At 64.1% G+C, this 13906-nt stretch carries 12 protein-coding genes; 10 read left to right on the top strand and 2 right to left on the bottom strand.

Annotated features, from left to right (window positions below):
• Positions 1 to 51: 51 nt before the first annotated feature.
• The 10 genes from H290_RS0119700 (at position 52) to H290_RS0119655 (ending at position 11016) form a co-directional block, all read left to right on the top strand.
• Complete coding sequence (locus H290_RS0119700) at positions 52 to 1182, top strand: MBL fold metallo-hydrolase (protein WP_028463422.1); 1131 nt, start codon at positions 52 to 54, stop codon at positions 1180 to 1182.
• The gene (locus H290_RS0119695) at positions 1179 to 3692 is read left to right on the top strand and encodes an HAD-IC family P-type ATPase (RefSeq protein WP_020108550.1); all 2514 of its coding nucleotides are present in this window, start codon (positions 1179 to 1181) and stop codon (positions 3690 to 3692) included. Before H290_RS0119700 ends, H290_RS0119695 begins: the two co-directional genes overlap by 4 nt.
• A gap of 9 nt (positions 3693 to 3701) precedes the next feature.
• The gene (locus H290_RS0119690; RefSeq protein ID WP_020108549.1) at positions 3702 to 3890 is read left to right on the top strand and encodes an antitoxin; all 189 of its coding nucleotides are present in this window, start codon (positions 3702 to 3704) and stop codon (positions 3888 to 3890) included.
• Between the two features lie 18 nt (positions 3891 to 3908).
• On the top strand, positions 3909 to 5162 hold the full coding sequence (locus tag H290_RS0119685; RefSeq protein WP_231373758.1) for a lipase family protein: 1254 nt from the start codon (positions 3909 to 3911) through the stop codon (positions 5160 to 5162).
• Between the two features lie 36 nt (positions 5163 to 5198).
• Positions 5199 to 5636, top strand: coding sequence for an SRPBCC family protein (locus H290_RS0119680; protein ID WP_020108547.1), 438 nt, complete (start codon positions 5199 to 5201; stop codon positions 5634 to 5636).
• 105 nt (positions 5637 to 5741) lie between these two features.
• Positions 5742 to 7412 (top strand): substrate-binding domain-containing protein, encoded by a 1671-nt coding sequence (locus H290_RS0119675; protein ID WP_020108546.1) that lies wholly within the window; start codon positions 5742 to 5744, stop codon positions 7410 to 7412.
• Positions 7413 to 7521: 109 nt separating this feature from the next.
• On the top strand, positions 7522 to 8016 hold the full coding sequence (locus H290_RS0119670) for a hypothetical protein (RefSeq protein ID WP_028463420.1): 495 nt from the start codon (positions 7522 to 7524) through the stop codon (positions 8014 to 8016).
• A gap of 100 nt (positions 8017 to 8116) precedes the next feature.
• A complete protein-coding gene (locus H290_RS0119665; protein ID WP_020108544.1) occupies positions 8117 to 8629 on the top strand; it encodes an FMN-binding protein in 513 nt (170 codons plus the stop codon).
• 12 nt (positions 8630 to 8641) lie between these two features.
• Positions 8642 to 9502: an FAD:protein FMN transferase gene (locus H290_RS0119660; protein WP_020108543.1), complete on the top strand. Its 861-nt coding sequence runs from the start codon at positions 8642 to 8644 to the stop codon at positions 9500 to 9502.
• Entirely contained in the window at positions 9499 to 11016 is a 1518-nt protein-coding gene (locus tag H290_RS0119655; RefSeq protein ID WP_020108542.1) for a hypothetical protein, read from the top strand. Before H290_RS0119660 ends, H290_RS0119655 begins: the two co-directional genes overlap by 4 nt.
• A gap of 266 nt (positions 11017 to 11282) precedes the next feature.
• On the opposite strand, the gene H290_RS0119645 is transcribed toward H290_RS0119655, so the two are convergent.
• The gene (locus tag H290_RS0119645) at positions 11283 to 12254 is read right to left on the bottom strand and encodes a proline dehydrogenase family protein (RefSeq protein ID WP_020108540.1); all 972 of its coding nucleotides are present in this window, start codon (positions 12252 to 12254) and stop codon (positions 11283 to 11285) included.
• Positions 12251 to 13903 (bottom strand): L-glutamate gamma-semialdehyde dehydrogenase, encoded by a 1653-nt coding sequence (pruA, locus tag H290_RS0119640; RefSeq protein ID WP_020108539.1) that lies wholly within the window; start codon positions 13901 to 13903, stop codon positions 12251 to 12253. Before pruA ends, H290_RS0119645 begins: the two co-directional genes overlap by 4 nt.
• Positions 13904 to 13906: the final 3 nt, after the last annotated feature.

Genomic DNA, 13906 nt, shown 5'->3' with positions numbered 1-13906 from the left:
TTGCGACATCCGGCCGGTAGTGTGTCGGGGGTGGCGCGCCTACCGAATCCCATGACTGCTCCGAGGCTGATGGCCGGTGCTGCAACCGCCGGGGTGGCGTTTGCCGCTGCCGGGGTGACTGCCGGGACCGAGGTGTTCCGGGCCATGGGGGCACCGAAAGATCTTGTGCTCCCGCATATCAGTGCCTCCCCGTATCAAACCGGTGGAAACTTCGGCAATCTCGAGCCACCGCGACCCGTCGACGGCGATCGGGCAGCCGCGCTCGCGATGCTCCGTCGCGGTGACACCGGGAAGCCGCGGACCCGCCTGGAGTTCGATGCCTCACCTCTGCCGCAGCACGTCGCCGACCTCGCTGCCACCTGGTTCGGCCATGCCTCGGTTCTCGTCGAACTCGACGGATATCGGATTCTCACCGATCCCGTGTGGAGCAAGCGCTGCTCACCATCGAGCGTCGTCGGGCCGGCCCGGCTGCACCCGGTGCCACACCAGCTCGACGAGTTGCCGGCCATCGATGTGGTCCTGATCAGCCACGACCACTACGACCACCTCGACACCGCGACGGTCCGTAAGCTCGCCCGGACCCATCCCGAGGCCGTCTTCGTGACACCGATCGGGGTCGGTGCGCATCTGGAGTACTGGGGCATCCACTCCGACCGGATCCGCGAAGCCGACTGGGGTGAGTCGATCACCATCGGTGACCTCACTTTCAACTGTTGCTCCGCCCGCCACTTCTCCGGACGGGGACTGCAGCGCAACACCACGCAGTGGGCGAGTTGGGCCGTCACCGGACCGCGCAACAACTTCTTCTTCTCCGGCGACACCGGCATCACCGAGTCGTTCGAGCAGGTCGGTGCCGACTTCGGTCCGTTCGGGCTGTCGCTGATCGCGATCGGTGCCTACGACCGGCTGTGGCCCGACATCCACCTCAATCCAGAAGAAGCGGTCGACGTGCATCGAATGCTCAATCACGCCAACCTGTCCGAGTCGCTGTTGCTGCCCATCCATTGGGCCACATTCAATCTCGCGTTGCACGAGTGGGCAGATCCGGTGCAGCGACTGCTCCCGGCGGCCCAGGAGCTGCAGATTCCGGTCATCACCCCGATGCCCGGTGCGCGTTTTGATGTCCATTCACGCAGTGGACACGGCTTCGAGACCCAGTCTTGGTGGGAGGGCGCGGCGTGACCACGGTCGACGTGGACCATCCGACGAGCGGCCTGACCGCGGCGCAGGTGGCCGAGCGGGTTGATGCGGGCCTGGTCAACGTCCAGCCGGACCGTTCGGGCCGCAGCGTCTCGGACATCGTCCGCGCGAACATCTTCACCCGGATCAACGCGATCCTCGGTGTGCTGTTCATCATCGTGATGAGCACGGGTTCGATCATCAACGGCGCCTTCGGTTTGCTGATCATCGCCAACAGCGGCATCGGCATCATTCAGGAGATCCGGGCGAAGAAGACCCTCGATGCGCTCGCGATCGTCGGCCAGACCCGGCCGATGGTTCGTCGAGGTGGTGTTGCCGCGGAGATCGATCCGGGTGAGGTGGTACTCGATGACATCATCGAGCTCGGGCCCGGCGATCAGATCGTTGTCGACGGCGAGACCATCGAATCAGCGTCCCTCGACATCGACGAGTCCTTGCTGACCGGTGAAGCCGATGCCGTCGACAAGGCAATCGGTGATCCGATCATGTCGGGCAGCTTTGTCGTCGCCGGCTCGGGCGCATACCGCGCGACGAAGGTCGGCCGCGACGCGTACGCCGCACAACTTGCCGAAGAGGCCAGCAAGTTCACGCTGGTCAACTCGGAACTGCGCAACGGGATCAACAAGATTCTGAAGATCATCACCTACCTGCTGATCCCGGCGGGTGTGCTGACCATCGTCAACCAACTGTTCATCAGCGAGAACGGCATCAAGGCGAGTCTGCTGGGAATGGTTGCGGCACTGGTCCCGATGGTGCCCGAAGGTCTGGTTTTGATGACCTCGATCGCTTTTGCGGTGGGTGTGATCCGGCTCGGCCGGCGACAGTGCCTGGTCAACGAACTGCCGGCCATCGAGGGCCTGGCGCGGGTGAACGTGGTGTGCGCGGACAAGACCGGAACCCTCACCGAGAACGGCATGAGGCTGGCGGAACTGGTTCCGGTGCAGGGAGATCGGACCGAGCTGGAGCAGGCCCTGTCCGCAGTGGCCGCCCATGATCCCCGCCCCAATGCCAGTGTCCAGGCCATGGCCGAGGCGTTCCCGAACGCGCCGGAATGGTCGTCGAGCAGCATTGCACCGTTCACGTCTGCGAAGAAGTGGAGTGGTATCTCCTTCTACGACAGTGCTTCCGGGCAGCCGCGTGGCAACTGGCTGCTCGGCGCACCGGATATGTTGCTGCCACCGCAGAGCGAGACCGCCGCCGAGGCCGGCAAGTTGGGATCGGGTGGCCTGCGGGTCCTGCTGCTGGCGTCCACCGATGTGCCCGTCGACACCGAATCAGCCGACGGCCTGTCTGCGCCGGGGACCGTCACCCCGAGGGCACTGATCGCGCTGGAGCAGCGCGTCCGCCACGATGCCCGCGAGACCCTGGACTACTTTGCCTCGCAGGATGTCTCGGTCAAGGTCATCTCCGGAGACAATGCGATCTCGGTGGGCGCGGTGGCCGGGTCGCTGGGCCTGGGAACAGTGGATGACGCGGTCGATGCGCGCACACTCCCGACCGATACCGATGAACTCGCCGACATCGTGAACTCCCACACCACCTTCGGCAGAGTTCGGCCGGACCAGAAGCGGGCCATGGTCGGCGCGCTGCAGTCGCGGGGCAACACCGTCGCGATGACCGGGGACGGTGTCAACGACGTGCTGGCCCTCAAAGACGCCGATATCGGTGTGGCCATGGGTTCGGGTAGCTCGGCGAGCCGGTCGGTAGCGCAGATCGTCCTGCTCGACAACAGTTTTGCCACATTGCCGTACGTGGTCGGCGAAGGCCGGCGCGTCATCGGGAACATCGAACGGGTCTCCAACCTGTTCCTGACGAAGACCGTCTACGCGGTGCTCCTGGCGATGACCATCGGAGTCGCCGGGGTCCTGGGCAAGATCTTCGGATTCACACCGATGTCGTACCCGTTCCAGCCGATCCACGTCACGATCGCCGCCTGGTTCACCATCGGTGTGCCGGCGTTTGTGCTCTCTCTGGCCCCGAACAACGAACGGGCCCGACCCGGGTTCGTCGGCCGCGTCCTGCGCCTGGCGATCCCGTCGGGAATCGTCATCGCGGTCTGCACCTTTGTGGCCTACGCGCTGGTGTATCCGGGCGGGTCCGGAATCGAACTCGGCTCCAAGGATTCGGTCGACATGACACCTGATCAGATGCAGGCCGCCACCACGGCCCTGATCACGATGATCGCGATCTCCCTGTGGGTGCTCGCCGTGGTCGCGCGGCCGTACAACTGGTGGAAGATCGTGCTCCTGACCGTGTCGGTACTGATGTACGTACTGATCTTCTCGCTGCCGTTCACCCAGGAAATGTTCAAGCTGGATCCGACCGACTGGGCCAAAACCGCAATCGCGTTGGTGACCGCAGCGGTCGGTATCGTCGCGGTGGAGATCCTGTGGCATCTGAATCCGGTCATTGCGGCCTGGTCCAGTAAGCTGAAGTTCAAAATCAAAGAATCAAATATCGCCGATGAAGTATCCGGCGCCGGAGAAAGGTGAGGGGCCACCATGGACATCAAAGGTTTGATCAACAAGGGCAAGGACGCCCTGAGCAAGAACACCAAGGTCATCGACCAGGGTGCCGACGCGGTGAACAAGGCAACCAAGGGTAAGTACGCGAGCCAGGTCCGCAAGGGCGCCGACGCCGCCAGGAAGTTTGCGCAGGACGGCAACAAGAACCCGGATCAGCCCAAGTAACAACACCGAATCCAGGCGTTGACGATCAGAAGGCCTGCAGCGCGTCTGGCCGGGATGCTGCTGGTCTCGGGTCTCCTGTTCGTCACGGCTTGTTCGGGCAGCGGCGCCGACAATGGTGCGACGCCGTCGTCGGCCCCGCCGCAGTCCGGCACCACGACGTCGCTGCCACCGGCATCACCTCCGCCCGACCTGGCGGATCGTGGCGCGATCGTCGAGCAGCAGCCGTTCGAAGGTAATGACCAGCTGGCCGATGTCGGCCGGCTGATTCAGGTCGTCTACCGCTCGACCGCCGCCTACGCAGGTGGGTTCGGGACCGAGGTCTCGGGAGTGGTGGCCGTTCCGGCCGGTGATCCGCCGGCCGGTGGATGGCCGATTGTCGCGCTCGGCCACGGGACCACCGGAACCAGCGTGACCTGCGGGCCGTCGGACTACCCGGACCTGCTCGGTGAGGACGGCAACGTGGCGCGCCTCGTCGCGCGTGGATATGTGGTTGCGGCGAGTGATTACCAGGGCCTCGGGACCAGTGTCGAGCACCCGCGTCCGCATCCCTATCTGGAACCGAATACCGTGGCGTACAACATGATCGATGCAGTGAGAGCAGCACGGAATGTGGTACCCGAGGCATCTGATCGTTGGGCCGCGATGGGCGCTTCCCAGGGCGGCCAGGCGGCCTGGGCTGCCGCAGAGCACGCCGATGACTACGGCCAGGGGCTCGACTTCGTCGGCGCCGCGGCGCTCGCACCCGCTGCCGACCTGTCGCCGATCACCGATGCCGGGCTCGACGTGAAATACACCGATGCCCAGAAGATCTTCATCCCCAATCTTGTTGCGGGACTTCGGGAAGTGCATCCCGACCTCGATCCCGACGACTACATGCGCGGTGGTCTGGCAGCGGGTGCACCCGCCTTCACCTCGTGTGGCCCCACGTCGACCGGGGACAAGTTCTCCGCTGCGATGGACATCGCGCCCGGTGACGCCGCGATCGCCGACCAAGCGGCAGTCGACCGCCTGCGAGAGATCCTCGAGTCCGACGCCCTGCCTGCGGAACCGGCGGCCGGTCCACTCTTCGTCGCCTACGGGGACCAGGACACCATCATTCTGTCGGCCTGGACCACTGCCGCGCTGCAACGCGCGTGCGCTCAGGGCGACGTGATCGAGATCGTTCGCAAACCCGCGGGTGGACACACCAATCTGGGTGTCACCGGCGACGCGGTCGACTGGATCTCTGATCGCTTTGCCGGCGAGCCCGCGCCCGACACGTGCCCGAACTGACGGACGCCGGCGGATCCGGACCGATAACGTCAGCGCATGGCAAAGGTGAAGGACTCGATAGAGGTCGGTGTGGCGCCGGACCAAGCCTGGGCGCGCGTACTGGACCTGGCGAGCTACGACGAATGGCTGACGATCCACGACGCCTGGCGCAGTCCGCTCCCCGCGCCGGACGAAGTGGGCAAGGGCACGAAGGTGTCGTCGATCATCGCGTCCAGGGGCACTCGGGTCCGCTTCGAATGGACGGTCAACGCCTACGACCCGCCGCACCGGGTCAGCCTGAAGGGCACCGGCAAGGGCGGGGTCAAGGTGACGCTGATCCTCACCGTGGATCCGGCGCCGGAGGGTTCGAAGGTGACGTTCGAGATCGAACTCGGGGGACTGGCGTTGATCGGCCCGATCGGAAAGATCACGGCCAAGGTTGTCAAGAGCGAGATCGAAGCTTCACTGAAGAAATTTCACGATCTGTATTCCTGAGTAGTACCGCCCACAAATCGCTGATCCACGCTGTCACATGCGGTTCGGCGCCCGATGCCGCTGTGTATAGAATCCCGGCGAACCTCGAAACAAGGGCGGTAACGGATGGGGCGGCATGGGGTCGACAGCAACGCTGAAGGCGAATTCGGATTCAGCGGGCATCGGGATGGCGACCGGGGGCACGGGACAGCATGGATGCTGGGAGCTTTGGTACTCGTAGCGCTGCTGGTTGCCGGCGTGATCTTGTGGCGGACGATCGGCACCGGATCCGGTACCGATTGTGACTCGCGCGAGGCCGTGTCGGTCATCGCGGCTCCCACGATGGCGGCCACCATCAAACCTCTCGCGGCCACCGCGTCGGGCGACTCCTGCTATGACTTCAACGTCACCGCCGTCACCGGCGCCAATGTCGCCGGCCAGCTCACCAAGGGCGAGAACGCACCGGACCTCTGGATCGCCGACTCGACGACCCGCGCCCGGACGGTCACCGACCAGACTCGTGTCGGCAACGATGTGGTCGCCGCATCCGTTGCAGTGAGCCCGGTGGTGGTCGCCGGTAAAGACGTTCCGCCACTGGAGAACTGGGTCGACGTGATGAAGTTGCCCGGCCTTCGCCTGGGCAACCCGATCGATTCGAGTACCGGAGACGCCCCGATCGTCGGAGCCCTCGCGGCCCAGCAAGCTGGTGCCATCGACCAGAAGTCGTTCACGGACGCGATGACCCTGCTGGCCTTGCAGCAGGGCAACGCCCGGATGCCCCAGGATTCAGACAATCACCGCCTCGGCCTCGCCGCGACGAGCGACTCCGCGACAGTGGTCAGTGAACAGAACTTCATCGATTATCAGCGCGCCAGTCCGGACAGTGGATTGTCTGCCTCGGTCCCATCCGATGGCACGGTTGTTCTCGATTTCCCGATGCTCAACACGGCATCCGCGGCGCGCAAAGAGATCGTCGACGAGGCCGGAAAAGAACTGCTGGACGTGGTCACGTCCAGCACCGGAGCCGAAGCCCTGACCGCCGCGGGGTTCCGAACATCGATGGATGAACCCGCGCCTCCGGGCGGAGTGGGCGATGTGACTGTTCTCACACTGTCTGATCCTGATCGGGAGGCAAAGGCGTTGCGGCAGTGGGCGGTACTCGGCGTGCCGATCCGCACCCTGGTCGTGGAGGATGTGTCGGGCTCGATGTCATCGGCGGCCGGGGCTTCGACGCGGGCCGAGATGTTGGTGGACGCCAGCATGAACGGACTGAAGCTGTTCCCCAACTCCACCGCTCTGGGTGCCTGGCTGTTCTCCATCGATCTCGGGGGCAAGGGCCAGGACTGGATGCCACTCGCGCAGATCGAACCCCTCGACGCAGAGGGTGCCGACGGAGAGACCCATCGTGAGTACCTCGAATCGCAGATTCTGACGTTGCCTGATCGGGTGGGTGGGGCCACCGGTCTGTACGACACCACTCTGGCGGCATTCAAAGAGGTTCAGAACACGTATGACCCCAACTACTCCAACAGCGTCATCATTCTCACCGATGGGCAGAACGAGGACCCCAACTCGATCAGCCTCGATGAACTCCTGGCCGAGTTGAAACGGCTCGAGGATCCGGCTCGTCCGGTGCTGGTGCTGACGATCGGTATCACCGAGGATGCCGACGCCGTGTCGTTGAAGAAGATCGCGGATGCGACCGGCGGCACCAGCTACATCGCCGAGACGCCGGCCGACATCTCGTCGGTGTTCGTCGATGCGGTGGCGGCCCGGATCGAGGCTGCGGGGCGATGAACGAACGTGACAGGCACCACATCGAATGTTTGTAAAGTGAGGTGAGACTAACCTAACAATCTGCCGGATTAAGTGGACTGCGGTCCTGTCCGGCGGTGATGATTCACGCATGACTTTTTCGACTACATCGTCACGGCGATCACGCCTCGCCTATGCGGGTAAAACCGTGGCCCTCGTCGGTGGCGCAACCGCCGCACTCGTCGCGTGCGGTGGCAGCGACACTCCCACTTCCGCTCCCTCGACGGCCACGCAGACCTCCGAAGTTGCCGTTGCCAACGCCGGGGCGATCGCCGATTCCCCCTACAAGGACGGCCAATACACCGCGGTTGGCACGTACACGACGCCCGGTGGCAAAGAAGAGAAGATCGGCGTCACCGTCAATCTCGCGAACTCGGTGATCACCACCTTCGAGGTCGACACCAGCCTGTCGGATGGTCTGCCGCAGGTCTTCCAGAACAACGTCAAAGAAGCGCTGATCTCCGACAATCTCGTCGCGGGCAAGAGCATCGACGACCTGGTGATCAGCACCATGGCCGGCTCGTCGCTGTCGCCGTGGGGATTCAATGACGCGATTGATCAGATCAAAGAGCAGGCGAAGGCATAAGGTGTAGGCGTTTTAAACGCTGGTACCACATACACGCTTAAAGCTGGATGAGAACAAACCGCCTTGTAGGCGTACCACGGTTGACCCCAGAGGAGGCACAATGGATTTCATGACCTCGACACCCACTTCATCGTCAAAGAGCCGAATTGTCAACGCGGGCAAGGTTGCTGCCGTCATAGCTGCAGCCGGCGCCACCATCGCCGCGTGTGGTGACGATGGCGGCGGCAGTTCGGACGCCACCACCACAACAGCAGCAGCAGTGGAGAGTACCGCAACGGTCGAATCCGGTGCGGTACAAAATGACTCGGCATCCTCGCCCTATCAGGACGGGGAATACACGGCGACCGGCCACTACACGTCCCCGGGTGGGCACCAGCAGCTCGGCGTCACGGTCACCCTGTCGAACTCGGTGATCACCGCGCTCACACTGGACACCAGTCAGACCACGGGCACGGCTGCGGAGTTCCAGGGGAAGTTCAAAAGCGGAATCGATCCACTGGTCGTCGGTAAGAATATCGACGAGCTCGACGTGAGCAAGGTGTCGGGATCATCGCTGACCTCAGGTGGTTTCAACGACGCGATCGATCAGATCAAGTCCGAGGCCCAGGCCTGAATCCATGACACAGTGAATGACCCGACCACCTGGGAGTTCAACGCACTCGGCACCTCGTGGGGAGTTGCTCTCGGGCGATCGGTTCCTGACGACCTGAAGTCGGCGATCACCGCCGAGCTCGATCGGATCGATCTGATGTGGTCGAGGTTCCGCGACGATTCGACGGTGGCCGAGATGGCCACCACCACCGGCCGCTTCCCGATCCCGTCGTCGGATCAGCCTGTGATCGACCTGCACCGCACGTTGTACGAGGTGACGGGCGGGATGGTGACGCCGATGGTCGGACAGACCCTCGATGACGCCGGATACGACTCCACCTACTCCCTGCGGCCGGCGGAAGTGATTGCCGCGGTACCTCTGTGGGACGACGTTCTCGCCGGCTGGCAGGGCGAACTCGACGTCGTGCGTCCGGTGCTGATCGACATCGGCGCCACCGGAAAAGGCTTCGCGGTCGACCGGGTTGCGCAATTGGTCCGGGAGCACGGATTCGACGAATTCCTGGTCGACGGCAGCGGCGACATCCGGTCCGGTGATCACCCTCACCGAATCGGGTTGGAGCATCCCACCGATCCGACCAAGGCGATCGGCACGGTGGTGATCGAGAACAACGCGATCTGCGCTTCGGCGGGCAACCGGCGCGCCTGGGCGGATTGGCATCACATCGTGGATCCGCGATCCGGTGGTCCCACCCGGGAAGTCCTGGCCACCTGGGCGATCGCCGAAGACACGATGACAGCTGACGGACTCGCGACGGCACTGTTTTTCACATCTCCCCAAAAGCTGTTGAGCCACTTTGATTTCGACTATGTGGTGGTGCGGGCAAACGGCACTGTCGAACATTCACACGCGCGAGAACTGGAGTTGTTCCTATGAGGTTCGTCAGGCTGATCGATCGCCTCTCGATGTATCGGTTTGTGTTGCTCGCCTTGGTGGTGCTGGCCGTCTACGCACTGGGGGTCGCGGCGTTCGATTCCGAATTCGCCTATACGGCAAGTCAATTGCTCGGATCGCTGGCGATTCTCGTGGTGACCTGCGGGGTCGTGACCTACGCCTGCGCGGCCGTCGTCCGGGTTCCGCCGGGTAGCGAATCATGGCTGATCACCGCGTTGATCCTGTTCTTCATCTTCCCGGGACTCACCGATGCCGACACCGGGTGGGGACTCGTGCTGGCGGGTGCCATCGCAAGCGCCTCGAAGTACGTGATCGCATTCCGCCGTCGTCACATCGTGAACCCGGCTGTCGCGGCAGCGGTGATCTGTTATCTGTTCGCGTACTTCGACGTCGGACCGTTCTTGTTCGGATTCTGGTGGGTCGCCGCCGAACAACTGATGATCCCGATGATCGTGATCGGGCTCGCGGTGGTCTGGAAGTTGCGCGAATGGTGGTTGGTGGGAACATTTCTCGTCGTCTCCCTGGTGACGGCCATCTATGTGGCACTCGACGTCGACACCCCGGTCGGCGACGCGCTCGAACTCGCCATCAAGTCGAGTCCGCTGCTGTTCGCGGGCGCGATCATGCTCACCGAACCGCTCACGTCTCCGTCGACGCGCGTGCAGTCGGTCATCTATGCGGCGCTCGTCGGATTCCTCATGTACTGGGGTGAGTCGTTCGAGATCACCGACAAATACACGCTTGAATTCACACCGGAGATCGCATTGCTGGCGGGCAATCTGTTCGCCTACATCGTTGCGCGCAGATGGCGCCGCACGGTGCTCACCGTTGACTCCGTGCAGCCGATCGGCACGGACACCTACGAGGTGATCGCCTCGCCCGGGCTGCGATTCCGGCCCGGACAGTGGGCACAGATCTCTGCGCCCAGATGGAATCCGACGCCCGAGAAGCAGGGCACGCGACGGGTGTTGTCGCTGGCCGGAGCGCCCGGCGAATCGACGCGTTTCGGTTTCACCGCGGCCGGGGACATCTCGGCATTCAAGAAGCGGCTCATCGAGGGCAATGTGGCGGGCTCGAAGCTGTATGTCGACGAGGTCGGTGGCAACTTCACACTCCCGCGCAAACTGACGGCGCCGACGGTCCTGATTGCCGGTGGCATCGGCATCACGCCGTTCCGATCGATGCTTGCCGACCTGCTGGAACGGGGTGCGGACCTGTCGAAGGTGTCGTTGATCTATGCGGCCAACGGTGATGATCGGCTGGTGTACGCCGATGTACTCGATGCCGTCCGTGCCGCCGGCGCCACCGTGCTGACGGTGACCGGTGGCCTGGTGGGTGCCGGCGATATCGCTGCGGTAGCGCGTCCGGGGTCGCACTACTATCTGTCCGGCCCGCCGGCCATGCTCGACGCCATCAAACCGATGTTGCTGGGTGCCGAACCCGGATTGCGGTGGCAGCCCTGGCGCCTGCACACCGATCGATTCATCGGCTACTGACGGGCGAGTCCGAGTGGGCGGGAACTTTCTGCCGTCGCCGGTGCTCCTATCTTCGACCGCCGCACAACGCGGCACCACCGAAGACCACGCACCCGACACGAATAGGACTCACCCTCATGGCGATCGAACAGTACGACACCGACTACGACGGTTACTACGACACGGTGGTCGCCGCCTGATTCGGCGAACCCCACAAACTTCCCGACCGCGGCACTGCCGTACCCGAGACCGGGCCACCTGAACACAGGTGGCCCGGTTTTGGTATGTCAGTCGCGGGAGACCAGGGCCCGGAGGAAGAACTTCAGGTTCTCGGGACGTTCTGCCAGCCGGCGCATGAAATAGCCGTACCACTGCGAACCGAACGGAACGTAGACCCGGATCTGCCGACCGGCCCGGGCCAGTCTGAGCTGTTCGGAATCACGGATGCCGTAGAGCATCTGGTGCTCCCAGTCGTCGGCGCGTCGGCCGGCGGCGGTGGCCATCGCCTCGGCGGCAGCCACCATCACCGGATCGTGGCTGGCGACCATCGGGTAGCCGTCGCCGGCCATCAACACCTGCAGGCAGCGCACATAGGCGGCGTCGACGTCCGGCTTGTCCTGGAAAGCCACTGCCGGTGGTTCGGCATATGCGCCCTTGCACAGCCGGATCCGTGATCGGGGTCCGGCAAAAGCGTGGCAGTCGTCCTCGGTGCGGTGCAGATAGGACTGCAGCACGGTCCCGAGGTCGGGGAAGTCGGACTGCAGCTCGCGGACGATCCGCAAGGTCGAGTCGGTGGTGGTGTGATCCTCGGCGTCGATCGTCACCCACACGCCTGCCCGGGTGGCCGCGGAGGCAATGCGGTGTGCATTCTCCAGTGCGATCTTCTCTCCGTGCCGGGGGAGTGCACGACCGAGTGCGGACAGCTTCAGCGACACCTCCATCGGATGACCGGGCGGGGTCGGGTTCGGGCCCCCGGCGTGATCGGCGAGCATCCCGATCAGTCGCAGGTAGGCCTGGACGGTCCTTTCGGCCTGGGTTTCGTCGGTGGTGTCCTCGCCGAGGTGGTCGATGGAGATCATCCGCCCGGATTCGAGCAGCGATCCGCAGACATCCATGACATCGTCATGGGTTTCACCGGGGACGAAGCGCTGCACAACATTCCGTGTCACGGGCAGCCGCCCGCTGAGGCGCTTGATCCGGTCGCTCCGGCCGGCCGCGGTGATGATGCTGCGCGTTGCGGCAGCGGTGGTCGGCTTCACGGTCGGCCCTCTTCGGGATCGGCGGCCATATGCGGATATCCGGCAGCTGTTGCGGGAGTGAATGTCTCCTTGATGGTCCGGGTCGAGGTCCAGCGCATCAGATTCTGCTTCGACCCCGCCTTGTCGTTGGTGCCCGATGCCCGTCCACCACCGAAAGGCTGCTGTCCGACCACCGCCCCGGTGGGTTTGTCGTTGATGTAGAAGTTTCCGGCCGCGTTCCGGAGCCCTGAGAGCGCGGAACCGACCGCGGACCGGTCATCGGCGATGACAGCTCCGGTGAGCGCGTAGCGGGCCGTCGAATCGACCTGCTGCAGAATCGAATCGAAGTTGTCGTCCGGATAGACGTGGACCGAGAGGATCGGGCCGAAATACTCCGTGGAGAAAGCCTCGTCGGTGGGATCGTCGCCGAGGAGCACCGTCGGCCGTACGAAGTAGCCCTCGGAGTCGTCGTGATCCCCGCCGGCGGCGATGGTCAGGGAGGGAACGGATTTGGCCCGCTCGATGGCGGCCGACGATTTGTCGAAGGCGCGCTGGTCGATCACCGCGGCGCCGAAATTGGACAGGTCCCGGACGTCACCGTAGGTCAGGCTGTTCGCCTCGGCGAGGAAGTCGTCGCCCATGGTGTCCCACACCGAACGCGGGATGTAGGCACGCGATGCGGCCGAACACTTCTGGCCCTGATATTCGAAGGCTCCGCGGATCAGTGCGGTTCGCAGCACCTCCGGATCTGCCGAACTATGCGCCAGCACAAAGTCTTTGCCGCCGGTTTCGCCGACCAGTCGCGGATAGCTGCGATAGCGGTCGATGTTCGTTCCGACTTCACGCCACAGATGCTGAAAGGTGTTGGTCGAACCGGTGAAATGGATACCGGCCAGATTCGGATCGCTCAGCGCCACATCGCTGACCGCGATACCGTCTCCGGCAACCAGATTGATCACGCCGGGTGGCAATCCCGCCGCCTCCAGGAGCTTCATCGTGAGATATGCCGAATAGGTCTGTGTCGGTGAGGGTTTCCAGACCACGGTGTTACCCATCAACATCGGGGCGGTGGGCAGGTTGGCGGCGATCGCCGTGAAGTTGAACGGGGTGATCGCGTAGACAAAGCCTTCGAGTGGGCGGTGGTCGAGTCGGTTCCACACCCCGGCACCGGAGACGGGTTGTTCGGCGAGTATCTCCCGCGCGAATCCGACGTTGAAGCGCCAGAAGTCGACGAGTTCGCAGGGCGCGTCGATCTCGGCCTGCTGCACCGTCTTCGACTGTCCGAGCATCGTGGCCGCGGCGATCGTTTCGCGCCAGGATCCGGCCAACAGGTCTGCGGCCCGCAGCAGGATCGCGGCCCGGGAATCGAAGTCGGTTGCATTCCACGCCGGCGCAGCCGCCAGTGCGGCGTCGACCGCTGCGCGGGCGTCGTCGTGGGTGGCATTGGTGAACGTGCCGAGCACCTCGTGATGGGCATGAGGCTGAACCACGGGGGTCGGTGTTCCGGTGCCGGTGACGTGGGCACCGTTGATCACATGGGGTAGGTCGATCGGGCCGTCGGCGGTGAGGCTGCCCAACTCGGCGATGATCCGGCGGCGTTCCGGAGATCCCGGGGCGTAGGTGTGCACGGGTTCGTTGTGCGCGCGTGGCGGCGTGGTGATGGCGTCCATCTA

Source organism: Nocardia sp. 348MFTsu5.1, from assembly GCF_000383535.1.
Lineage (GTDB): Bacteria > Actinomycetota > Actinomycetes > Mycobacteriales > Mycobacteriaceae > Williamsia > Williamsia faeni.
The sequence above is the reverse complement of the archived record's forward strand: the minus strand, read 5'-3'. Positions and strand labels throughout refer to the sequence as shown.